The organism is Corynebacterium stercoris, assembly GCF_024160105.1.
Classification (GTDB): Bacteria; Actinomycetota; Actinomycetes; order Mycobacteriales; family Mycobacteriaceae; genus Corynebacterium; species Corynebacterium stercoris.
The window spans coordinates 44460-67527 of sequence record NZ_JAMFTQ010000004.1 but is presented as its reverse complement, the minus strand read 5'-3'; the positions used below and the strand labels follow the sequence as shown (position 1 = coordinate 67527).

Annotated in this window: 21 protein-coding genes and 1 pseudogene; 7 read left to right on the top strand and 15 right to left on the bottom strand. The window is 64.9% G+C overall.

All coding sequences use genetic code 11. The annotated features are described in order from the left end of the window. Positions 1–143 precede the first annotated feature (143 nt). The 6 genes from M5J20_RS05015 to M5J20_RS04990 all read right to left on the bottom strand — a co-directional run bounded on the left by M5J20_RS05015 (position 144) and on the right by M5J20_RS04990 (position 7210). Complete coding sequence (locus tag M5J20_RS05015) at positions 144–1154, bottom strand: alpha/beta hydrolase (protein WP_253577116.1); 1011 nt, start codon at positions 1152–1154, stop codon at positions 144–146. A 78-nt stretch (positions 1155–1232) separates the two neighbouring features. Beyond that, on the bottom strand, positions 1233–3044 hold the full coding sequence (locus M5J20_RS05010) for an arabinofuranosyltransferase AftB family protein (protein WP_253577114.1): 1812 nt from the start codon (positions 3042–3044) through the stop codon (positions 1233–1235). Between the two features lie 36 nt (positions 3045–3080). After that, complete coding sequence (locus tag M5J20_RS05005; RefSeq protein WP_256478113.1) at positions 3081–4106, bottom strand: decaprenyl-phosphate phosphoribosyltransferase; 1026 nt, start codon at positions 4104–4106, stop codon at positions 3081–3083. 9 nt (positions 4107–4115) lie between these two features. Continuing rightward, positions 4116–4616 (bottom strand): phosphatase PAP2 family protein, encoded by a 501-nt coding sequence (locus M5J20_RS05000; protein WP_253577112.1) that lies wholly within the window; start codon positions 4614–4616, stop codon positions 4116–4118. After that, complete coding sequence (locus M5J20_RS04995; RefSeq protein ID WP_367614889.1) at positions 4606–6552, bottom strand: glycosyltransferase; 1947 nt, start codon at positions 6550–6552, stop codon at positions 4606–4608. Before M5J20_RS04995 ends, M5J20_RS05000 begins: the two co-directional genes overlap by 11 nt. A gap of 85 nt (positions 6553–6637) precedes the next feature. After that, positions 6638–7210: a TetR/AcrR family transcriptional regulator gene (locus tag M5J20_RS04990; protein WP_253577111.1), complete on the bottom strand. Its 573-nt coding sequence runs from the start codon at positions 7208–7210 to the stop codon at positions 6638–6640. A 73-nt stretch (positions 7211–7283) separates the two neighbouring features. Here M5J20_RS04990 and M5J20_RS04985 point away from each other — a divergent pair, with 73 nt between their 5' ends. Beyond that, positions 7284–7973, top strand: coding sequence for a GAP family protein (locus tag M5J20_RS04985; protein WP_253577109.1), 690 nt, complete (start codon positions 7284–7286; stop codon positions 7971–7973). Between the two features lie 205 nt (positions 7974–8178). Continuing rightward, positions 8179–9126 carry an ABC transporter substrate-binding protein gene (locus M5J20_RS04980; protein WP_253577107.1) on the top strand — a complete coding sequence of 316 codons (948 nt, stop codon included), beginning with the start codon at positions 8179–8181 and terminating at the stop codon, positions 9124–9126. 6 nt (positions 9127–9132) lie between these two features. Here the strand turns inward: M5J20_RS04980 and M5J20_RS04975 are convergent, their stop codons facing one another. Genes M5J20_RS04975 through M5J20_RS11490 form a run of 4 tightly spaced genes read right to left on the bottom strand, consistent with a single transcriptional unit; the run spans position 9133 to position 12829 of the window. Continuing rightward, complete coding sequence (locus M5J20_RS04975) at positions 9133–9900, bottom strand: ABC transporter ATP-binding protein (protein WP_253577105.1); 768 nt, start codon at positions 9898–9900, stop codon at positions 9133–9135. Then, the gene (locus M5J20_RS04970; RefSeq protein ID WP_253577103.1) at positions 9900–10898 is read right to left on the bottom strand and encodes a FecCD family ABC transporter permease; all 999 of its coding nucleotides are present in this window, start codon (positions 10896–10898) and stop codon (positions 9900–9902) included. Before M5J20_RS04970 ends, M5J20_RS04975 begins: the two co-directional genes overlap by 1 nt. After that, a complete protein-coding gene (locus M5J20_RS04965; protein WP_253577101.1) occupies positions 10895–11914 on the bottom strand; it encodes a FecCD family ABC transporter permease in 1020 nt (339 codons plus the stop codon). The genes M5J20_RS04970 and M5J20_RS04965 overlap by 4 nt, the downstream gene beginning before the upstream one ends. Positions 11915–11920: 6 nt before the next feature. Next, the gene (locus M5J20_RS11490) at positions 11921–12829 is read right to left on the bottom strand and encodes a siderophore-interacting protein (RefSeq protein WP_253577099.1); all 909 of its coding nucleotides are present in this window, start codon (positions 12827–12829) and stop codon (positions 11921–11923) included. A 550-nt stretch (positions 12830–13379) separates the two neighbouring features. Here M5J20_RS11490 and M5J20_RS04955 point away from each other — a divergent pair. Then, positions 13380–13925 (top strand): annotated as a pseudogene (locus M5J20_RS04955) (type I restriction endonuclease); the annotation flags it as partial. Between the two features lie 370 nt (positions 13926–14295). Here M5J20_RS04955 and M5J20_RS04950 read toward each other — a convergent pair. Beyond that, positions 14296–15516, bottom strand: a complete 1221-nt coding sequence (locus M5J20_RS04950; protein WP_253577095.1) for an ATP-binding protein — start codon at positions 15514–15516, stop codon at positions 14296–14298. Positions 15517–15780: 264 nt separating this feature from the next. Between M5J20_RS04950 and M5J20_RS04945 the strand changes: the two genes are divergently transcribed. Then, positions 15781–16974 (top strand): ATP-binding protein, encoded by a 1194-nt coding sequence (locus tag M5J20_RS04945; RefSeq protein WP_253577094.1) that lies wholly within the window; start codon positions 15781–15783, stop codon positions 16972–16974. Positions 16975–16978: 4 nt separating this feature from the next. On the opposite strand, the gene M5J20_RS04940 is transcribed toward M5J20_RS04945, so the two are convergent. Both M5J20_RS04940 and M5J20_RS04935 read right to left on the bottom strand, forming a co-directional pair. Beyond that, positions 16979–17617 carry a 3-oxoacid CoA-transferase subunit B gene (locus M5J20_RS04940; protein WP_253577092.1) on the bottom strand — a complete coding sequence of 213 codons (639 nt, stop codon included), beginning with the start codon at positions 17615–17617 and terminating at the stop codon, positions 16979–16981. Then, positions 17617–18360, bottom strand: a complete 744-nt coding sequence (locus tag M5J20_RS04935) for a CoA transferase subunit A (RefSeq protein ID WP_253577090.1) — start codon at positions 18358–18360, stop codon at positions 17617–17619. Before M5J20_RS04935 ends, M5J20_RS04940 begins: the two co-directional genes overlap by 1 nt. A gap of 97 nt (positions 18361–18457) precedes the next feature. Here M5J20_RS04935 and M5J20_RS04930 point away from each other — a divergent pair, with 97 nt between their 5' ends. The 3 genes from M5J20_RS04930 (at position 18458) to M5J20_RS04920 (ending at position 21158) form a co-directional block, all read left to right on the top strand. Further along, complete coding sequence (locus M5J20_RS04930; protein ID WP_253577088.1) at positions 18458–19246, top strand: IclR family transcriptional regulator domain-containing protein; 789 nt, start codon at positions 18458–18460, stop codon at positions 19244–19246. 22 nt (positions 19247–19268) lie between these two features. Then, positions 19269–20492, top strand: a complete 1224-nt coding sequence (locus M5J20_RS04925) for an acetyl-CoA C-acetyltransferase (protein WP_253577086.1) — start codon at positions 19269–19271, stop codon at positions 20490–20492. Between the two features lie 291 nt (positions 20493–20783). Then, complete coding sequence (locus M5J20_RS04920) at positions 20784–21158, top strand: hypothetical protein (protein WP_253577085.1); 375 nt, start codon at positions 20784–20786, stop codon at positions 21156–21158. On the opposite strand, the gene M5J20_RS04915 is transcribed toward M5J20_RS04920, so the two are convergent. Both M5J20_RS04915 and M5J20_RS04910 read right to left on the bottom strand, forming a co-directional pair. Continuing rightward, positions 21155–22759, bottom strand: a complete 1605-nt coding sequence (locus M5J20_RS04915) for a cation:proton antiporter (RefSeq protein ID WP_253577083.1) — start codon at positions 22757–22759, stop codon at positions 21155–21157. The two genes, M5J20_RS04920 and M5J20_RS04915, sit on opposite strands and share 4 nt — an antisense overlap. Before the next feature lie 45 nt (positions 22760–22804). Beyond that, on the bottom strand, positions 22805–23068 hold the full coding sequence (locus tag M5J20_RS04910) for a hypothetical protein (protein ID WP_253577082.1): 264 nt from the start codon (positions 23066–23068) through the stop codon (positions 22805–22807).

Here is a 23068-nt window from a genome sequence, read left to right as displayed (position 1 = left end):
GCATTTTGCGATTGGAGCTGTCAGCGACTGGAGCTGTCAGCACCAACCCTGTGACCTGGGTGTTTCCGTTGGACACCTGACAGCAACAGCGTTGACAGCTCCACCCCTGGAGCTGTCAACGAAATGAGTGGCGGGGATGCCCCCTACCAGGCGTTCATTACGTCGAGGATGCGCGGCTTGGTCGCCTCGAGTTGGGAGCCAAACTGGTCCCAGTTGTGCAGGCCGGTCGGGGTGAACACGGCGGTGTGCGGCACGGCGGTCGCGGTCGCCTTGGCGGCCCACAGCTTCGTCGTGAAGCTGGCGACGCGCTCCAGCGCGATACCGGCCGCGCGGTGCTCCGGCAGGTACTTGGCATCAGCCGGACCCGGCACACCGCTGCCGGCGGACACGTACACGTCGCGGCCGCGAAGGTTGCCCATGTTCAGGAACGGGTCATTCTCGTAGCGGCGCGGGTTGAGCACGGATCCCCACATGGCGTTGAGGTTGTACAGGCCGCCGTCGAGAAGTGCGACGCGAAGCCCCGTCTGCGCGCCCGGGATGGTGGTAGTGAGGTAGCCGGAGTAGGACAGGACCTGGCGGAACTGCTCCGGGTGCAGCGCGGCGAGGTTGATCGCGGCGGTGCCGCCCATGGACAGGCCCAGGATGGAGTTGTTCCAGCGGGCGACACCGAAGTGCTGCTCGAGGTAGACCGGCAGCTCCTTGGTCAGGAAGGTGTCCCACTTGTAGGTGACGGGGTTGTTGAAGTCATACGTTGCCGGCGCGTTCCAGTCCGTATAGAAGGAGGACTGGCCGCCGACCGGCATCACGAGGGTGATGTTGTGGTTGACGAAGCTGGCCGCGGCATTCACGTCGTGCACCCACGCGTTGGTGGTGTCCATGGCGCGCAGGCCGTCGAGCATGTAGAGGCCCGCGTTGCCGCCGCGTTGCGACGGCTGGATCTGCACCGGGATGGTGCGGTTCATGGCGGGCGACCACACATCGCAGCGCTGCACCCAGTAGCCGACCGGGTCCCACTCGCAGTGGCCGGTGGCGTCCGGGCGCAGCCAGTCGCGGTGCGCAGCCTGGGCCTGCGGTGCGGCGATCACGCTGCCCAGCATGGTGAACATCGCGACCAGCAGAGCCAGCAAGCTGCGGCGCTTGGATACTGCGGACATAGTAAACCCCTCAAAACTTGGTGATTGTTACCGCAACGTTACCAACAGGGGGCGTGCCGAGCCAGTCGCTTGGCGCTGCTATCGGGTAGGCCAGGCGATTCGTGCGATATCGCTGTGCAGGCCGGGGTCCTCGCCGTTGCGGATCGCGCGCAGGGTGGCGGCATCGAGATAGGTGGAGGGATCGTCGTCAAGCTGGAGTGTACGGCCGGGGCCGAGGGCGTAGCGGATGTTCTTGAAGAAGCGCTCGCGGCTCATCGGCTCGCGTGACGACGCCAGCAGCTCGGCGATGTCCTCGGTGCGCAGCGCTGCGCGGGCCTGTTTGGCGCCGCGGATGTCGAACCAATCCGGCAGATCGTCCAAGTCCAATGCCGTGTCGGCCACCTGCCACTGCTCCGGCAGCTGCTTGTCGTGGCCCACGCGGCCGTCGAGATCGCGCGGCATGCGCGCGGCCAGCGGCGTGGCCAGGCCGACGGTGTCCAGCACGCGCACGTCCAGCGGGGTGTTCATGCTGGTCATGCCGAGGTTGATCCAGTAGGCGGTCAGCGCGAGGTCGTTGAGGTCGGTCTCAGAATCGTCGATACGCGGGCGCACCCACCACTCGAAAAGCTCCGGATCGTCCTCGTCGAGGCCGAGCGTGGCCTGCGCCGCGTCCTCTTCCCGGCCTTCCGCGATTTTCTCGGTGAAGTGGCGCATCATCGGCAGGCCCAGGAAGTCTTCTGCGTACTGCGGCGGGTTACCGCGTTCGCGCCCGACGGCGACGGTCCAGAAATCGCGCTCGTCGACGATGCTGATGTTTTTGCCCTGGTAGTTGTCCTCATCCACCGGGTTCGATCGCACCACGATCACCGTGGCCCACACGATCAGCACCGTCGCCAGCGCCGCCATCCCGCGGTTGTACGGCACAGCGAGCACCGGCAGCAGCAGCGCGAACAGCGGCAGCAGCAGCATGCGGCCGTGCATGAAGTCGCCGCCCACGCGCAGCACGTACAGGACGTGCGCGAGAGCGCAGCCTGCGACGAGGAGCACAATTGCTAGCCGACGTCCGCCTACCCGCCTCCCCAGCAGCACCAGCACCGCGGCGGTGATCACCACCGGAAGCCAGAGCGCGTACGGGCCGGCGAAGTCCATCATGTAGTTCCAGCCCTGACCCCACTGCGAGTCCGCGGCGGACTTGGCCACCGCGGTGTGCGGGGTGAGCAGGCCGTAGTAGCCCATGCGGAAGATCTGGTACGCCGCGGGCACCGGCAGCGCGGCGGCGAGAATGCCCGGCGTCTTGCGCGGCGGGTACGCGATGAGCAGGATGCCGGTCACGCCGCCGTAGAGCGCGAACTCGGGCCGGACCAGCCAGGACAGGCCGCACCAGAAGGCCAGCAGGTACCCGGCGGACGGCACCGCCCGGCGGGCGGGCGTGGCCCACTCCACGAGCAGCGCCCACCAGATGGCCAGCCAGAACAGGGCTAGGCCCCATTCGAGGCCGGAGGTCGCGAAGTCCCGCGCCGGCGGCAGCGCGAGATAGATGATGATGCCGAAGGGGATGACGGGCAGTGCCCGGCGGAAGCTGAGCTGCCAGAAACGGCCGGAAGCGTAGGTGCCCAAGCTCGCGGCGAGCACGGTGAACGTGAGCGCAAGGGCGGTGGCGATGTCTTCGAGTCGGCCGTCGGTAAGCCAGGCAACGGCGGTGATCAGGTATTGCCACAGGGTGGATGTGTTGGCCTCCACGCGCTCGCCGACGTTGAACACGGGGCCGTTGCCGGCGAGCAGGTTGCGCACGGTGCGTAGGACGATCAGGCCGTCGTCCGACATCCAACGCCGCGCCCAGCCGCCCCAGAATGCGAAAACGCCCGCGATCACCGTGGCGACGGCGAGAGAGGCGCGGGCGTTGCGATGCATTATGCGGAGTTTACTTCGTGGCCAGGAGGTAACCGGCTACCAGCCCAGAGCAGGGGCGACGTACACCGCCATGACGATGCAGAAGATCCATGCCAGGGCGAGCAGCTGCAGGACGCGGTCCTCCAGGGCGATCTCGTCCGGGGCGCCGCCGCGGCCGCCGTCGACTTCGGCGGCGTAGCGCAAGATGGCGATGACGAACGGGACCATCGAGATCTGGTACCACAGCGCGGCGGCACCGGTGACCTCGGCGGAGAGCTCGAAGCCCCACAGGGCGTAGCAGACCACGACGGCGGTGGCGGACAGTGTCCACACAAAACGCAGGTAGGTCGGGGTGTAGCCCTCGAGCGCCTTGCGGATCTTCGCGCCCGTCTCCTGGGCGAGGATGAGTTCCGCGTAACGCTTGCCGGAAGCCATGAACAGGGAGCCGAAGGCGGCGACCAGCAGGAACCACTGGGACAGCACGATGCCCGCGGCGACGCCGCCGGCCATGGTGCGGAGCATGAAGCCGGAGGACACCAGCGCGATGTCGATGACCGGGATGTGCTTCCAGCCGAAGCAGTAGCCGAGCTGCAGCGCGATGTAGACGGCGATGACGGTGGCCAGCGCCGAGCCGTCGGTGGCCAGGAAGGACAGGCCGATGGCCAGCGCGATGAGGATCGCCGCCATGGCGTATGCCAGGTTGATCGGCAGCATGCCGGAGGCGATCGGGCGAAAGCGCTTGGTGGGGTGCTGGCGGTCCGACTCCACGTCGCGGGCGTCATTGATCAGGTAGATCGACGACGCGCCGAAGCAGAACACGATGAACGCGATCAGAATGTCGACGACGGTGCGGCCGGTGAATGCGTCGAAGCCGGCGGCCAGGGGCGCTGCGAGCACCAGGACGTTTTTGACCCACTGCTTCGGGCGCAGGCCCTTGATCATCGCGTCCGGCAGGTTCTTCGGCGGGGTCTTCTTGCGCTGGTAGTCCACGCCCTCGGTGTGCGGCTCCGGCTTCAAGAAGGGCTCGTGCTCCGGGTTCCGGTCGTGGTTGCGCGCGTCGTACGCAGCCGCCTCGCTTCTCAGCTCGCTCACTTAGATCCGCCTTTCCGCCTCGATGACCCCCTTGGCCACCGCGGCGCCGAGGGCGGCACCGGCCAGGGTGTCGGTGGGGTAATGCACCCCGAGGACGTTACGCGAAAGCATCATCACCGGCACGAGTGCGAAAGGCCACTTCTTTCCTGTGATGTCCGCGAGGTGCACCGCAGCGGCACCGGTGTTGGTGGCGTGCGACGACGGGAAGGAGAGCTTTGACGGCGTTTTCACGCCGATAGTCACGCGCTCGTCGTGGGGGCGCGGGCGGCGCACGATGCGTTTCAGCACTACGCTCACCGCGTGCGCCGTGAACGTGCCCACACCGAGCGCAATCCACTTGCGGCGGCGCTTCCCATCCAGCGCCGCACCGGCCGCGGCGACGGCCATCCAGCCCAAGTCGTGCTCGCCGAAGTGGCTCAGGCCTCTCGCCGTCTTCGCGACGGCCGGGGAGTACGCCTTGTCCTGCAGCCAAACAAGGAGGTCGGCTTCCCTACTGTTCATCGAAGATCTTCCCCCAGTTCTCGTGGCTGGTCAGCTCGGGCATGGCCGCGCGATACGTTTCGCGCAGCTCTGGCCAGCGCTTCTTGATCTCGTCGTAGAGTGTCTTGGTCTGCTCCAAAAGATCGTCGGCAAGCGCCTTGTCCCGCTTGCGGAAGGCCACACCGGTGCCGCCCGCGGTGGACACCGTCGCGGAATCGACGCGGGCGAGGGTGAACCAGCGGGCCTCGTCGGCGGTGAGGTTGAGCTGCGGCGCTTCCCAGTGGGCGCGGTCCTCCGGCTTGCGCTGGTGCAGCAACGCTTTCGCCGCCCACGGCAGCTTCTTGATCTTGGCCAGGCGGCCGCCGATGTTGCGGGTGGGCACGCCCGGCGCGCCGGTCGGGGCGGGCAGGTCGGCTGCCGACGCCACAATCTGCGCATCGGAATAGTCCTTGCGGATCGCCTGGACCTTCGGCAGCGCGGTTTCGAGAATGTCGAAGAGCTGGTCGGGGCCGCGGAGGAAGTCCTGCATGGCCTCCAGCTGGATGGCCATGGTGGAGTACTCCATGCACATGATGTGCTTGTGGGTGGACTTCATCATGTTGCGCAGCATCGCGTCAGGCGTGTCCGGGCCGTAGAGGGACGCGACGATGAGGCGGTTGCGCATGTGGAAGTACGCCTGCCAGTCAATCGCGTCGTCCTTGTCTGCCCAGGCCATGTGCCAAATTGCGACGCCGGGCCAGGTGACCGTCGGGAAGCCGGCTTCGCCCGCGCGGAAGGCGTACTCGTTGTCGTCCCACTTGATGAACAGCGGCAGGGGCAGCCCCATACGCTCGGCGACGACGCGGGGGAACAGGTCCATCCACCAGCCGTTGTAGTTCACGTCGATGCGGCGGTGCAGCGGGCGCGAGGTGATCTTGCGCGGATCCATCTGCTCCTCCGGGGTGCCTACGTAGCCCAGCGGGTATTTCGCCAGGTCGTGGTCGTACACCGCGTGCTCCGCGAGGCGGAACATGAAGATGTCCTTGTCCACGGTCTCGCCCGTGGTGCGCAGTTGGGAGCGGTTCTGCAGGTTGAGCATCTGCCCGCCGACGAGGAACGGCTGCTTGGCGTAGCGCGCCACCTGCACCGCGCGCAGGATAGAGTCCGGCTCGATAGCGATGTCGTCGTCCATGTAGAGGATGAACGGGGCATCGGTGGTGTTCAGCGCTTCGTACATGATGCGGGCGTAGCCGCCGGAGCCGCCCAGGTTGCCCTGCGAGAACATGCGCAGCTTGCCGCCGAGCGCAGCCTCGGCTGCGGCGAAGTCGGGCTCGTCCGCCGGGTGCTGGTTGCCCTGGTCCGGCATGAGGACATGGCTTATCGACGAAAGTACTTCCGCGTCCTCCGCAAGCGCATGCAGTGCGTTGACGGCGTCGCGCGGGCGGTTGAACGTCGGAATGCCCACGGCGACCTGCTTGGGCTGGGGCGGGACGACGGTGCCGTCGGCAAGCACCTGCTCCTTGGGCTCCTGCGGGGAGCACCACGCGGCGTCGGCGACGCGGACGTCGGTCTCGGCGGTGATGTCGAACCACAGCCAGCCGCCGTCCTCGAAGTTGTTGAGGGCGAGCGGGATCTCGACGCGCTGGTCGGCGGCCTCGTAGTTGCCGACGGCCACGCGGGTGCCGTCGTGCTTCGAGCGGTAGACCGAGATGGTGGCCGTGCCCTCGATGTCCATGGCCAGGACGATGCTGTCCAGCTGGGACCAGCGGCGCCAGTAGGAGGCCGGGAAGGCGTTGAAGTACGTCTCGAAGCTGACCTCGTTGCCCGCGGGCACGGCGAAGCTCGTGCGGTCAGACCAGGTCAGGCGCTGCTTGTTGAACTCCGGCTCGATCAGGTAGAGCATGCGCACATCGCGCGGCTCGCCCTTTTTCGGCATCAGGACGCGCGCGAGGACGTCGACTGCAATAGGTGTATTCACGGGTTCCAAGCGTAACGGGTGCGTTATGGATTCCCGGTCTGGCTCGCGGGCGGGCGGCGCGGTACGGGGTCGCAGTTCGCAACACTCAACTGGAGAAAAGGAGGCGCAGGCCCTCTCGGAGGTCGGCCAGAATGCGCTCGGCCTCGGATTCTGGGACTCGCAGGTTGTCCAGCGTCAGACCGTTGATCAACGCTGTAACCAGTCGCGCCTTGGGCCTCGACTGCTCGTCACCGCCGAGCGCCGCGACCACGCCATTCTGGAAATCTTCGAGCACCTCGGTATAGAGCTGCGCAATCCACTCCCGAGTAGCCGAAGCTGAACCGTACGTGACCCAGATCGCGGCGTCTTCAGACCGCACGCCGCCGATGGGGAGGAGCTCGGCGAGCCTCGCCACCCATGTCTCGAGCACGCCGTCCCTTTCGGCGACAGCGCCGACACGCTCTCGCGAACGCTGGATAGAGCGGATGAACGCGTGCGCAAGCAGGGTGTCCCTGTTGGGTGCGTGGTACTGCACCGAGCCTGCGGCGAACCCTGATTCCTTCGCCACCTCCCGCACGCTGACAGCGTCGAGGCCGCGCGACGCAATGATGCGGATGGTCGCATCGGCGATGGTCGCGGCCGATTCCGAAAACTGGTGGTCTAACGAATAGTCGTTCATGGTTGCGCACCAGTCTAGTTTCTCGTACGTTCGTAAGGCGTAATACGTTCGTACGAGAGAATCGGAGCGACCTGTGGGTTCGGTCATCCCCGTTATCGGCTTGGCGCTGCTCGACAGCCTGAGCCTGGGCACCCTTGTCATTCCCCTTGCACTCATCGTCCATTGGCGCAGCGTCCGCGTTCCGGCGCTGACCGCGTACCTGGTCACGGTTGCCGGGGTATATTTCCTCCTCGGACTCGGGATCCTCCTCGGGTTTGCGGGCCTGGGCACTGCACTAGAGCGGCTCACGCAGACTGACGTCTTCCCGTGGATCACGTTGATACTGGGCGCGGCCCTCGCCATCTTCGGCATCTTCAGCCCTGACCCCAAAAAGCCCGAACCCGGGCAGCTTCCGAAACGGGCAGCTGGAGCGACAAACAGCGTGCCGAGCATGGTGGCCATCGGCCTCGGAGCCTCCCTCACTGAGGCGGCGACCATGCTCCCCTACCTCGCCGCAATGGGCATCATCGGCAGTTGGGACATCCCGACCGCGGCAAAGGTGGGGTCCGTGGGCATCTACTGCCTCATCATGATCGCCCCCACGATCATTCTGGCCACCCTGGCACTCGTCTTCGGGCAGCGGTTCTTCCCGAAGCTCGAGCGCATCATCCCCCGCCTCGAGTACGAGGCGAAGGTGACGCTGTTGTGGATCGCCGCCATCGTCGGCATCTACATGGTGGCAAACAGCGTGGCGACGATCCGCGGCGACCTCCCCGCCTCGTAGTGAGGACTGTTTTCGCGCGGCGGCTGCAGTGCGCTTGCCTCCCCGGGGCCGTTACGGTAGCTACCCCTCACACCGAGACCACTCGCGAACCGCTCGCCCCGACGGGGGTTGCTTGCCCGACAGCAGCGCCGTGCCGTATGCTAGTTCCGTTAGCTTAGGCACTCCTAACTCAGGGTGCTTTCGTTCCAGACCGAAAGGGCGAACCTTGAAACGCACTTCCCCACTGCCGCTCCGGCGGCTGACAGCTACCCTCGCTGCGGCTGCGCTGCTTCTCACCGGCTGCTCCAACGAGTCCGCAGACTCCAGCCAGCACACCGACGCGGCGGGGTCGAACGACCGTATTGTCACGCTGGGGCTTGGCGACGTGGACACCGTCCTCGCGCTGGGGGAGCAACCAGTCGGCTACGCCACCTGGGAGGCAGAGGGCTCGGGCGATCCGTCCGGCCTCGGACCGTGGGCCAAAGACAAGCTCACCGTCGAGCCGAACCCGATCCGCAACACCACCACCGAGTTCAGCACTGATACCGCTGAGCAGGTCGCAGCGCTCGATCCGACCAAGATCATCGCGGTCAACAGCGGTTTCGACAGCGACAAGCAGGCCCTGTTGCAGCAGATTGCGCCGGCGACCTTCCATTCCGACCAACACGAAGACTGGCAGGTGCCGTGGGACGAGCAGATCAAGGAGATCGCGGCGGCGTTAGGCAAGGAAGCGGAGGGCGACAAGCTCATCGCAGAATCCGAGCAGGCTTTCGCGGACTTCCGGCGGGCGCATCCGGAGCTGCAGGGCAAGACCGCGGTCATCGGAATGCCCTACGGCGGCAAGCTCGGCGTGTACACGGCGGGCGACGGCCGCGGCTCCTTCATTGAGAAGCTCGGGTTTACCATCCCGGACAAGTTCAACGGTGACGGATCCAGCTTCTTCATCGATTGGTCCCCGGAAAACTACTCCGACTTCAATGATGTGGACTACGTGTTCATCCTGGATTATTACGGCGCGATCGACGCGCTGAAAAACGATGCCTCGTTTGCGAACCTCGACGTAAACACGCGCGGCGGCGTGCACTGGCTCGACACCGACACCGCAAACGCGATGAGTATGCCCAACCCGCTGACCATCCCGTACGCGATCACACAGCTTGACCAGGAGCTCTAGAGCGCGCTAGCGGGGCACGATCAGCGGCCCTCCTGCCACCGGGTCTTCGGCGACCACGGCAGGCAGAGAGAATACGTCGGCAAGCAACTGCTCCGACACAACCTCGGCGGGTGTACCCGCCGCTTGCACCTCGCCGCCTTTCATCACGACTAACTGGTCGGAAAAACGCGCCGCGAGGTTCAAATCGTGCAGTACCATGACCACGGTGCGCCCCATGTCATCGGCGAGACGGCGAATGAGTGCAAGCAGCTCGACGGAGTGGGAAAGGTCCAGATACGTGGTCGGCTCGTCCAAAAGCACGAGCGGGGTGTCTTGGGCGAGAACCATCGCGATCCACGCGCGCTGCCGCTGCCCGCCGGAGAGCCGCTCGAGCGGGCGCTCCGCAAACTCGGCCACCTGGGTCAGCTCCATCACTTCGTCCACCGTCGCGCGGTCTTTCTCCGAGCTCTGGCGCAGCCACGTCTGGTGCGGGTGGCGCCCGCGCCCGACCAGGTCTCGCACCGTCAGCCCATCCGGCGCTACGGGGGTTTGCGGCAGCACCGCGAGCGTGCGGGCGATCTCGCGGCGTTTCATCTCCTCGGTGTTTCGGCCGTCCAAGACAACCTCGCCGTGCTCGCGCGGGATCAGGCCAGCGACCGCACGCAACAACGTCGATTTACCGCAGCCGTTCGGTCCGACGATGGTGGTGACGCCGCCGCGCGGGACGTCAAGGGCGAGCCCGTCGATGATCGTTGCCGCACCGTAGCTGACAGTGAGATCACGCACGTGAAGCATTACAAGGTCACCTTTCTGGACGCGCGCATCAGCGCATAGAGCAGAGCCGCCCCACCGAACGCCGACGTGGCCACGCCTACCGGCAAGTCACCCGGCACAACGGTGCGCACCGCGAGGTCCGCACCAGCGACGATTAGCGCACCGGCAACCATCGCGGTGCCGAGTGGGGGCGTGGGGGTATGCGCTAGTCGACGGCCCACGTGCGGCGCCACAAACGCCACAAAAGCAATCGGACCTGAAGCCGCCACCGCCGTCGATGTCAACGCCACGGCAAGCACCATGAGCACAAGCTGGGTGCGCCGCGGATCAACACCCAGTCCCGCGGCCATGTCGGCGCCGAGAGATAGGGCTTCGAGCTGGAACGCCGCCCAGCGCAGCAGCGGCACAACCAACGCAAGCGCCACCAGCACAGCAGCGGCGTCACCCCATCCCGAGGATCCGACCGAGCCGGTCACCCACGCCTGAGCTTTGCCCACATCGCGGTAGTCGGCGCGGACGAGGAGGAACGAGTTGTACGCCACCGCCAGGGCATTGAGGATGATGCCAGCGAAGATGAGCTGGAACGATCCCAGACCGCCCCCGCGGCTGAGCCACCACATCGCCACGGAGACCGCGATCCCGCCGACAAACGCACTCAGCGGCACCCCGAGCGCGCTGAGCAGCGCCCCGGTGCCGCCACCCGCGAGCAGTGCCGTGAGTGCGAACGCCGACGCACCTGAAACAACGCCCAGGATGTCTGGGCTGGCCAGCGGGTTACGAGTGATCGTCTGAAAGATCGCGCCCGCGAATCCGAGCGCGGCCCCCACCGCCAGCGCCGTGACAACACGCGGCAAGCGCCACTCGACGACCACGGTGCGGGCCATGCCGGTGGACTGTCCGGTAAGGGCGGCGAGGACGTCATGAAGCCCAAGCCCGAATTCCCCCACCATGATGCCCCCGAGCGCAACGGCGAGCCCGCACGCCGCGAGCACGACATTGACTACAAACGTGCGGGTCACAGCTTCGCCCCTTTCCGCAGCAGGTACAAGGCGAACGGGGCGCCGACGAAGGCGAGGGTGATGCCAACTTGCAGCTCACCAGGGCGGGCGATGACTCGGCCGGCGACATCCGCAAGGAGCAGCAGCGTCGCACCGGCAAGCGCGGAGCACGGCAGCACCAGCCGGTAATCTGGCCCAGTCAGGGAGCGAACGATATGCGGCACTACCAAGCCGACAAACCCGATCGGGCCCGCCCCCGCCACAGCTGCACCGGCAAGCAGGGCGACCAGCAGGATCCCCACCGCGCGTGCAGCTGCGACGTTGACGCCGAGGGAGTGCGCGACGTCATCGCCCAAGTTCACCATGTTTACCCGGTTCGCCGTGGCGAACGCGGCGACCAGGCCGACCAGGACGACCGGGGCGACGGTGGCGACAACGTGCATGTCCCGACCCGCTACGGAGCCCGCCGTCCAAAACCTCATGTCATTGAGGCTTTGAGTGTTTGTGAGCACGATTCCGCTGGTCAGCGCGGAACATACCGCACCGAGTGCGGACCCGCCGAGCACCACCGTGATCGGGGTGGAGCCGCGGCTTCGCGCGCTCAGTGCGAATACGAGCGCTACCGCCGATGTCGCGCCGAGGAAACCGACCACCACCGCGACCAGCACCGGTAGCGAGCCGAACACGGCAGTTGCCGCAGCCACTGCAAGCGCCGCCCCTGGGGCGATGCCCAACAGGTTTGTGTCCGCCAGCGGGTTGCGTGTGTGCCCCTGGAGCAGGGCTCCCGCTGTGCCTAGCGCCGAGCCGGCGAGCAGGCCCAGCAGCGTGCGTGGAACCCGTAGATGGGCAACCACGTGCGCCTCCTCGCTGACCTGCTCAGATTTAATGTGGAACGCGAGGGCAAGCCCGTCACGCACAGCGTTGACGCTTTCTGCCACGCTCATCTCCCGCGCGCCGACGGCGAGCGAGAGCAACACCGCGGCGACAGCCGAAATCCCGAGCACAACGACGAATACCGCCTGTTTAGTCGCACTCATGGTCTGTCACCGCCAGTACCCCATAAACGAGACGTGCTGGCGCGGCAACCCTGCCTCATTTACCAACAGGCGACGCATCGCTTTCACCGAAGTGTTCTTGCCGGCGATCCAGTAGTAGGTGTGGCCGGACGCGCCCGCCCCACCGTTGATGGGCTCCCCGCTTCCTGAATACGTCGGGGTTTCCCAGACATTGTCTCGGTCTCGCTGATCCTCTTCGTCGTTATCAGGCTCATCGGCGGTGGGACCTACTGGGGCTCGCAGCAGCTCAATGTCCTGTTTGAGCTGCGCGTAAAGCATGTCCCCATGCCCGGCTTCGGGCTCGGTGCGGAAGTGCCAACGGACGTCAACGTGGGCAGGCGCATCGATTTGGAGTGCGTTGCCCACCGGCACCTCAATGTCGGCGGAACCGGCGAGGTTTTCGGGCCAGTCCTCCAACACTCGGGAGATCGCCGGGAGAGCAGTTTCATCGCCGTACAGTCGAGCGGCCGCGGCGGTGCCAGGAGCGAATTCGATGCCGACGCCGGACGCGTCATCGCGGGTCGGACCGATGATCCACAGCTTCTGCCCGGGCAGTGCGCTTTCCGCCCACGCGGAGGCCGGCCCAGCGTTGTGGCTGTGCAGCACGAAATCCACATCGAGTTCGTCCGGGTTACCGTCGTTGCGCCGGAGGTCGCGAATGGAGTAGGTACGGAGATGCCCGCGCACTTGTTCCGGCATCGCGCGCCAGAGGTCCCACCACCCCTCGGCCGGCAAATCGACAAGCCCCGCCTCCGACGGGATGATGAGTTTGATCCGCAGGTCCATGATGGGCACAGCGGGGCCCATTGCGTCGACACCAGTGAACGTCACACGTTGAAAACTCGGTGCGATGCGCTCGCTGCGAACGACTTTTGCAAGGAAGGGCCGGAAGCTCACTGCACGGACTATATAGGATTGCCTACCCTAACACAAGTGTGGGGCTTGTTAATCAGCAAAGGCTCTTACTGCTGCCACATCATGCTCGGAGCCGCCAGCGCCTTGCGGTCGCGCGCGATAATGAGGCGGTCCACCGCACTTCAGCCGCGAGTCCAGCCGCACTCAGGGTGGTTCAGCAGGCGAGCCGTGAAAGGGCTTATCAGATTCGCTCCCTTGCTCACCTACGTTCGATACGTTAGAAGGTGTCATCTCCCCCAGATCTTTTCAACGTTAGCAATGGCGAAAGGTGCCCCGGCCGCAGTTCATAACCCCTGATCCCACACAGAAGACCACCAGAACATCCAACTCACAAGGTTCAGCAACAGCAGAACCCACGCGCCCATCCAGCGCCGCCCTCCCCCACCTCCCAGCTAGTGAGTTAAAACACGTAACTTGCAGTGTCTGCGCAGGAATATTCAACCTTTCGTTGACGGGAGTTTCCCCGATCACTTCTTCAGTTTCAGGGCCATGCGGTAGCCGTGCAGCGGAAGCGGAAAACGCTACGCACACCTACGACCCCAACGGGAAGCGTCAGAACCCGACCATCACCTTCTTCTCCGGCGACGCGTCCAAGAACGACTACATCGTGGCGAACCAGATCACCATCCGGAATCTGGACAAGGAGCGGCGGTTTGACGTTGTGCTGTATGTCAACGGGATGCCGTTAGGGATCATCGAATTGAAACAGTCCGGTTCCACGGCCACCGTCGAGAATGCGTTCAACCAGCTCCGAACCTACGTTGAAGAATTCCCGATGGCGTTCCGCTTCGCCAACTTTGTGGTCGCTTCCGACGGCATCGATGCCATCTACGGCACGTCGTTCACCCCGCGCGAGCACATGAGCACATGGCGTGTCGACGATGACGGAGAACCATTTGAACAGGCTCCCCTCGTCGTCGTTGACGGCGAGCAGATGACCGAATTCGACATGCTCATGTGGGGCTTGTTCAATGTCGAGCATTTCGGCCAGATCTTCGTGGATTTCACCGCGTTCGATGAAATGGACGGGGAGCTGCGTATGCGTGTGGCTAAACCACACCAGTACTTCGCTGTGACGATTGAACACTCGGTATTGGCCCCGAGGCGTAACGCAGGTTCGCCATCCCGACGGCCGGATCGAGTGGAAAGATACAGATGGGCGGATCGAAGAGGAGGAAGTAGCAGAAATTTGGGGAAGGTTGATTTTCTCTACTTCACGCAACCAACCCTTACGACGAAGCCATCAACTGGCCTGCCACTATCGCTTATCTGCGTGAAGTAACAAGCCGGCTAATCCGAACTCTGAATGAGCATATTCTCCACCTACACGGCTCATGCCCACCTTTTATGTGGCCAATTTTGGTCGGATCCTCCAAACTTCTACCTGTTTAGTGATGTGGGCGACGCTGAAGAAATTGACGGTGCACTCCTCCGAAACGAGCATTTAGCTACGGCCCAAGCGCCCCAATCGGGATGACGGCTACACCATCGTTTCGTCGAATGGCAGGGCCACCAGAGGTGATTACCACCAACGCCGGATCGTCCTCTAGCTGGCCAGCGAACCGTTTCAGAGTGTCGGCGGCGTGATCGATTACCTCGGGACTGTACCCGAGCTTCACCTCGACGAGCACGTCCCGTCCGCCGACGTTCGCGACCGCGTCTACCTCTAATTTCGTGTTTAGACGGGCGTGGTAGACCGTTCTGCCCGTAAGAGCCCGCAGTTCGTGCACCACGAGGGACTCAAAGAGTTGGCCGAAATAGGCGGGATCGCGCAGCAGGTGCTCCGGACCGCGGTCGAGTGCAGCCATGGCGAAGGAGGGGTCAGCGAGATGGCGCTTTGGTGCTTTCCGCAGCGTCGCCTTCGAGCGCAGGTGCGTGAACCAAGCAGGCTGATCTACGGAGACGAAAATGCTCGCCAGTGCGCCAAGATAGTCCCGTGTTGTTTCCCGTGAGGTATCGGAATCTGTGGCGATGGTTTGCAGCTCTAGCTCTGTGCCGATGCCGCGAGCAAGCGAACGGATCATCCGCCTTACGCGCTCCGAGTCACGATTCACCCCTCCGACAGTGTGGATGTCCACGTCGGCGACGGTTTGGATGTAATCCTGGACGTTGTCCAAGGCGTCGCCAAGCGGAAGCCCAACATTGTACGGCAATCCGCCCCGGCACACCCTTTCAGCGAGTTCCGGCAGTGTCAGTGCGGGCGCAGAGAACGGCAACGGGTCACCAGCGACCACCGCGGCAAGAGAAACCGACCCGTCGGATTCCCCTGTCTCAAACAAGGTCATCGTCGACATCGTCATGCGGGCGAACCGGCCAGCGCCCGAGTGGCTCGTCGCGTCCGCCCCGGGTGCCGTGGAACCGGTGAAAATGAACTGCCCTTTCGCCCGGCGCTCATCAATCGAGTGCCGCGCGAAATCCCAGAGACGCGGTTGCAGCTGCCATTCATCGATCAGGCGCGGCGTCGCGCCCTCCAACAACAGCCGCGGGTCCGTGTCCATGGCAAGTACGACACCGGGATCCGTCTCCACGTTGAGGAAACTCGCAGCTTGCCGCTTCGCCGTTTCTGTCTTCCCGCAGCCTTTCGGCCCCTGAATCAGTACCCCGCCCTGACGACGGAGTGCTCTTTCCAATTCGCCATCCGCGAGACGCGGTAAATACCCGTCAGCCATGGGTCCTCATCGTAGCAGCTAGTGGGTCTAGGTTGGCGTTTTGAAAGCAATCTGCTTGGCGTTTTGAAAACGGTTTGCTTGGCGTTTGGGAAATTGGCTCAGGGCGGCGAGTGAGGAATGTGTCGTCGGACCACTTCGGCAGAGAAAGCGGGCCAGATGCAGACGGGAAGATAGTAAAGATAGTAAAGATAGTAAAGATAGTAAAGATAGTAAAGATAGTAAAGATAGTAAGAGATAATAAAGATGCGGGAAAGAGCGGAAATTATGACAGCTATCGGCCGACGACCAAGGAATCCCTTTACCTCGACGCTTGGACGAACTCCACCGGTAGTAGTCGGGCGCGAGCGATATGTTCAGGATTTTTCCAACGCGTTGTATGACGGCCCCGGAGCGCACGAACGCATCTCGATTGTGACCGGACCACGCGGCATCGGCAAGACCGTGTTACTCAACGAGCTGGAAGACTCTGCCAGATCCCAATCGTGGCACGTGGTCTCGGAAACGACGACGCAGGGGTTCACCACTCGAATCCGAGATGCAATCTTGCGCCTCATTGACCGCAACTTTGACGTACCAAGCCGCCGGCTCATCGGTTTCACTCTCCCCTTCAACACGGGAGCAACGTGGGAACACACGGCAACGCACCAACCCGCTCCGACTCTTCGCTCTGTACTGGAGGATTTTTTCGAGCTTCAAGAGACGCGCGACCGCGAACGTCGGCAAGACCCCACTGGCCTGCTTATCACGCTTGATGAACTGCATTATGCGCATATGCAGGACATCGTGGAGTTCGGAACAACCATCCAGCACATGGTTCGCGATGGGCGCGAAATCGCTGTAGCTATGGCTGGCATCCCGAGCGCGGTGAAACCGCTACTTGCGGCTAACGAGGGGAAGAACCCAGTTACGTTTTTACGCCGCGCGAACCGCATAGAAATTGGCCTTATCTCAGAGAATGAGGTTGCCCGCGCCTTGCGAGAGCCAGTTGAAGCTGCTGGGTGGTCGTGGACAGAAGACGCGCTCAGCGCTGCATGCGAAGCAACCGGCGGATACCCGTTTATGATCCAGCTTGTCGGGCAATACGCGTTCAGGAACTCGGATGGCGATGAGATCGCCATCGACGCCGTCGAAAAAGGCGTGGGAGATGCCCGCCGCCGCCTCGGCGAACTTGTCCACGAACCGTCACTCGCTGATCTCTCCCAGGTCGATCGGACTTTTCTCGTCGCAATGTCCCACGATGATGGGCCATCGCGCATCGGGGATGTGGCTGAGCGCCTCGGTGTGGACGCCCAGTACGCCGGTAAGTACCGGCGCCGCCTCATCGACGCGGAAATGATCCAGCCGGCAGGCTACGGGTTCATCGACTTCGAGCTTCCCTACATGCGCGAGTACTTACGTTCCCACCCCGCATCGGACGCGATGGGGCAATTTTCGATGTGGCCCGAGGAAGAATCCTAGGGACCTACACCGCGACCTCGAACCGCGCCTCGGTAGCTTCGCGGACGGACTCGACGGTCTCGTCCGGGGCGACCTCGATGAGGGTGAGGCCCTTCTTCTCGTCGACCTCAAAGACGGCGAGGTTAGTAATGATCAGGTTCACGCACTTCGCGCCAGTGAGCGGCAGGCGGCACTCGGCGAGCACCTTCGAATCGCCCTTCTTGGTGGTGTGCTCCATCATGAGGATGACCTTCTTCGCCCCGTGGACCAGGTCCATCGCGCCGCCCATGCCCTTGACCATCTTGCCTGGAATCATCCAGTTGGCCAGGTCGCCGTACTGGGACACCTCCATCGCGCCGAGCACGGCGACATCGATCGCGCGCGAGCGGATCATGCCGAAGCTTGTCGACGACGAGAAGAACGAACCACCCGGCGCAACCGTAATGGTCTCCTTGCCGGCGTTGATGAGCTGCGGATCAACCTCATCGTCCTTCGGGTACGGGCCGACGCCGAGGATGCCGTTCTCGGAGTGGAGCACCACCTCGAGGCCCTCCGGCAGGTAGCCGGGGATGAGCGTCGGCATGCCGATGCCCAGGTTGACGTACTGCCCGTTCTCGAGCTCCTTCGCGGCGCGCGCCGCCATTTCCTGTCGCGACCAGGCCATTACTCGCTCACCGTCCTGAACTCGATACCGGTTTCCTGCGGGCCGACTTCCACGACCCGATCTACGTAGATGCCCGGCAGGTTGACCTCCGCCGCCGGGATCTCGTCCACAACCTCTTCGGCCTGGACGATGGTGATCTTCCCGCACACCGCAGCGTCCGGGTTGAAGTTCTGCGCCGTCTTGGCAAACACGAGGTTGCCGAAGCGGTCCGCCTTCGCGGCGTGCACGAAGGCGTAATCCGGAGTCAGCGCCTCCTCCATCACGTACTGCTCGCCGCCAAACTCGCGCAGCTCCTTCGGCTTGGAGTACTCGGCGATGGTGCCGTCCGGGTTGTAGCGGGTCGGGATCTCGCCGGTGGCCAGCGGGGTGCCCACGCCGGCCTTGGTGTAGAACGCCGGGATGCCCGCGCCGCCGGCGCGCATCCGCTCCGCCAAGGTGCCCTGCGGGGTGAACTCCACGGTGAGCTCGCCTTCGAGGTACTGGCGCGCGTACTCCTTGTTCGTGCCCAGGTAGGAGCCGATGGAGCGGGAGATGCGCTTGTCCGCCAGCAGCAGGCCGAGGCCGAAGCCGTCGGTGCCCAGGTTGTTCGAAATGATCGTCAGGTCGCCCGCGCCTTGCGCGCGGAGCGCCTCAATGAGTTTGGCCGGGATGCCGACCAGACCGAATCCGCCGACGGCGATGGAGGCGCCGTCCTGGATGTCGGCGACCGCCTCCTCTGCCGAAGAAACCACCTTATTAATCATGTGTCTACCGTAACAGCGGTTCGCTTTCTGCACAAGGGTTCACATATCGAACTGATTGCGAGTATGCTTACACCATCACCGTCGAAGGGAGGTTGCTATGGCAGCACCGCAGCCAGAATCAAACGTGCAGCTCATCCAGAGTCTCAGCCGCGGCTTGGCCGTCATCCGCGCATTCGACGCGGACCGCCCGCGCCAAACCCTCGCGCAGGTCGCCGAAGTCACCGGCCTCCCCCGCGCCACCACCCGCCGCTTCCTGCACACGCTCGTCGCCGAGGGCTACGCGCTTACCGACGGCTCCGAGTTCTGGCTCACCCCGCACGTCCTCGGCCTCGGCTACTCCTACCTCTCCAGCCTGGGCCTGCCGGCGATCGCGCAGCCGCACCTGCAGTCCGCCTCGCGCCTGCTCGACGAGTCCTGCTCAGCCGCGGTACTCGACGACGGCGACGTGGTCTACGTCGCCCGCGCCGCCGCGAACCGCATCATGCGCGAAAACATCACCATCGGCACCCGCTTCCCCGCCTACGCCGCCGCGCTCGGCCGGGTGCTGCTCGCCGGCCTCCCCCAGGAGCAGCTTGAGCAGTACTTGACGACGTCCGACTTCCCGCCGCTCACCCCCAAGACCGTCACCGACCCGGAAAAACTGCGCGAGATTCTCGCCGACGTCGCCGAGCAGGGCTGGTGCATCGTCGATCAGGAGCTGGAGGCTGGCCTGCGGTCGGTCGCCTGCCCCGTCCTCGACGAGCGCGGCAACGTGGTGGCGGCCGTCAACGTGTCGACGCAGGTTGCGGCGTACACGTACGAGGAAATCGTCGAAAAGCTTCTGCCCTCCCTGCAAGCCACGGCGCGCGCGATTTCGCACGACGTGCGGACCGCGGCCCTGAACTAGCACCCAACGAAGGAGAAACCCCATGACTGACATCGTTATCTGCAACCCCAAGCGCACCCCGGTCGGCCGTTACGGCGGCGCCTTCGTCGGCGTGCCCGTGCAGGACCTCGCGGCGACCGTGGTCAACGCGGTGATTGAGGAATCCGGCATCGACACCGCCGTGATCGACGACGTGATCTTCGGCCAGGCCGGCCCCAACGGCGCCGCGCCTGCGCTGGGCCGCATCGTATCGCTGGACACCCAGCTGGGCGAAGGCGGCGTGTCCGTGCCGGGCATGCAGCTCGACCGCCGCTGCGGCTCCGGCCTGCAGGCGGTGGCGACAGCCGCCGCGCACGTCGCTGCCGGTGCCGCCGACGTGATCATCGCCGGCGGTGCGGAATCCATGTCCAACACCGAGTACACCGTGGACGGCAAGGTTCGCTGGGGTGCCAAGGGCGGCACCATGGAATTTGTCGACCGCCTGCAGGAGGGCCGCGAGAAAGCCGGCGGCAAGCACCACCCGATCCCGGGCGGCATGATCGAGACCGCCGAGAACCTGCGCGAAGAGTACTCCGTCACCCGCGAACGCCAGGATAAGCTGGCCGTGAACTCTCACGCGCGCGCGGCGGCGGCCACCGAGAACGGCGACTTCAGCGCCGAGATCGTGCCCGTGAGCGTGCCGCAGCGCAAGGGCGACCCGGTGATCGTGGACAAGGACGAGCACATCCGCCCCGGCACCACCGAGGAGCAGCTGGCGAAGCTGCGCCCGGTGATGAAGATCAAGGGCGCCAGCGTGACCGCGGGCAACGCATCCGGCCAGAACGACGGCGCGGCTGCCATGATCGTGACCACCCGCGAGAAGGCCGAGGAGCTGGGACTGACCCCGATGGCCGTGCTGCGCGGCTGGGCCGTCGCCGGCGTCGCCCCGGAGACCATGGGCATCGGTCCTGTCGCCGCCACCGAGAAGGTGCTGGGCCGCCTGGACCTGACCCTCGACGACATCGACCTGATCGAGCTCAACGAGGCATTCGCCGCCCAGGCCCTCGCCGTGCTCGACGCGTGGGGCATTTCCGAGGACGACCCGCGCGTCAACCCGGTCGGCTCCGGCATCTCGCTTGGCCACCCGGTTGGCGCGACGGGTGCGCGCATGCTGGTCACCGCCGCGCACCAGATGGCGCGCACCGACGCGAAGCGCGCCCTGGTGACGATGTGCATCGGCGGCGGCCAGGGCATGGCAGCCGTGATCGAGAAGCCAACTTCGCCCTGAGCAACATCATCCCCCAAGGCGCGGTAGTAGCGGCCAGGGCATGGCCGCGGGTGGTTGCCTTGTCGCCGCGGTGCCCCCCTTCTGCGCTGACAGCTCCACTTAGGCTTGACTAACTGGAGCCGTCAGCGACAGCGAGTCACACGCGTAACACGCCACCTGCGGTTTTGCGACCTGATTTTCCATCTCTAACTCTGACAGCTCCATTTAGGTCACCCTAAGTGGAGCTGTCAGCGTGAGCGGCGCCACCGGTACCGCACCCTCGCCGTGGCACCCGCCCCTACACTGGCCGGCATGGATCAGTACGGCACCCCTGGGACTCCCAGCACTGACAACACCGGCGGCAATCCCGGACGCGATTACGCGCTCGGGGCGTTCTTCATCATCCTCGCGGTGGCCTCGTTCGTGTTCCTTGACGGGCCGACGGCGGTGTTCATCGGCATCGCGGGCGCAATCGGCGGCGCGGTGTGCATCATCCGCGCGCTCCAGAACCCCGCCGAGCCCGCGCCGGACCCTTTGCAGCTGGAGAACGACGCGATCACCCAGAACTTCGACGACGGTTTCGACTGGGACGCGCACTACCAGCGCGACTTCGGCAGCGAACAGCCAGGCCAGCCGGGCCAGCCAGGCCACCCGGGCCAGCCGGGTGAGCAGCCGCCGCGCGGCTAGCGGTTCTCGCTGTCGTCGGTACGCCTGCGCGGCGCAGCCAGCGCATCGCGTTCGCGCGCGAGCATGAGCCGGTCGAGGTCGGCGAGCACCGCGTCCACGTCCGCGGGGTTGTAACGTCGCTCGCGGCGGGCGCGCTGCAGCTCGTTCGTCGCCGCGGCGAGCGCAACGTGCTGCATCTCGCTCGCGGCAACCCGGGCGCGCTCAAATGCTTCCCGACGCTCGCGGGCACCTTCGGGGTCAACCTGGCGTCGTTCAGAAAGTGCCTCGAGCCATTCCTGCACCATGTCGTAAGATTCGGGCGCGAGCTCAGGGCCGCGTTCCTGAATGGCTTTGCGGGCAGCGGCGTAGGCGCGCTCGTTGAGCTCGGCGTTGACGCGGTCGCCGCGTGCGTCGGGGCCGCTGTCGAGGTCGAGCTGGCGCACAAGCCACGGCAGGAGCAGGCCGGGGATCACCATGGTGAAGGTGAGCACCGACAGCGCAATGACGGAAAGTTCGTGGTGGTAGGCCATGGTTCCGGCCGGGATCGAGAGCACGAGCGCGAGCGTGACCAGGCCGCGCATGCCGGACCAAGCCATGAGCAGCACTTCCTGCAGACGCAGCGGCGCAACGTTGGTGCGACCCTTGCGCTGATTCATCGTGCACAGGACCCACATCCAGGCGAAACGCACCGCGAAGGCGACCAGGGAGAGCACGACACCGATCCACACGGCCTCCCAGAAGTTAGTGCCCGCATCGTCGATAGCGTCGCGCACGCTCATGCCGATCAGGCCGAACGCGAGGCCGGTGAAGAGCAGCTCCACCGTCTCCCAGAACGAGTGGCCGGAGAGGCGATCCTCCGCGGTGAGGGAGGCACGCGAGCTCATCTCAACGGCTGCGATCACGATCGCAATCACTCCCGACGCATGGATCTCCTCCGCCGCAGCGTAAATCGCGAACGGCAGCACCCAGGTGAACGCAGTGCGGATCACCGAATCCGGCACGTGGTCCATGAACCACGCTGCCAGCCTGCCGACGATCAGGCCAATCACCACAGCGACGACCGCGGCGTACAGGAACTTCAAGAATCCGGCCCCGAAATCGATCTCATCGCCGGCGAGCAATGCGGCCAGCGCGACGTTGAACGCGACGATCGAGGCGGCGTCGTTGAACAAGCCCTCCGTCTGCAGGGTGCCGGTGATGCGCCGCGGGATGCCGGCCGGGCCAGCCACGGCATCTACCGCGACCGGATCCGGCGGCGCGATCGCCGCGGCCAGCACCATCGCACCGGCGAGACCGATGCCGGGCATGAGCCACATCGCGGTACCAGTCAGCGCAGCGATGGTGAGAAACACCAGCACTACGGACATGGACAGCACCACGTTGAGCTGGGAGCGGATCATGCCCCACGACGTTCGCCTGGCCAGCGACCACAGCAGCGGAGGCAGGAAGATCGGCAGGATCAAATGCGTGTCGAGGCTCACGGTCTGGATCCCCGGAATGAACAGGACCGGGGCCACCGCAATGGTCAACAGCGCCGGCCACGGTAGGCCGGTGCGCTCACCGATCGCCGCGACGAGCACGGTGGCGAGGAGCAAACCGATGATGGCAAGGAAAACAGTCACGCAGGGCAGTCTACGTCGGCCCCCGCTCAAGCGAGCAGTGCGCGACTACACCTCGTCGAAGAATTCGACGCGCTCGCCGTCGATCACCTTCGACGGCACACCGACCTTGCCGGCTGTCTTCACCTCTGTGTATCCGTCGAGCGCGTCGCGGTACGCGAGGAAACGCTTCAACGCCGGCAAGGAGCCGTTGATGTTCACCAGCTCCACGCCGGGCTCGGGCTTAAAGCCTGCAATCACTCCCGCGCAGTGCGGGCACTGGTCGTGCACAAAAATCTCAGCGCGGATCTCAGCGCGTGCTGCTTCAGGCAT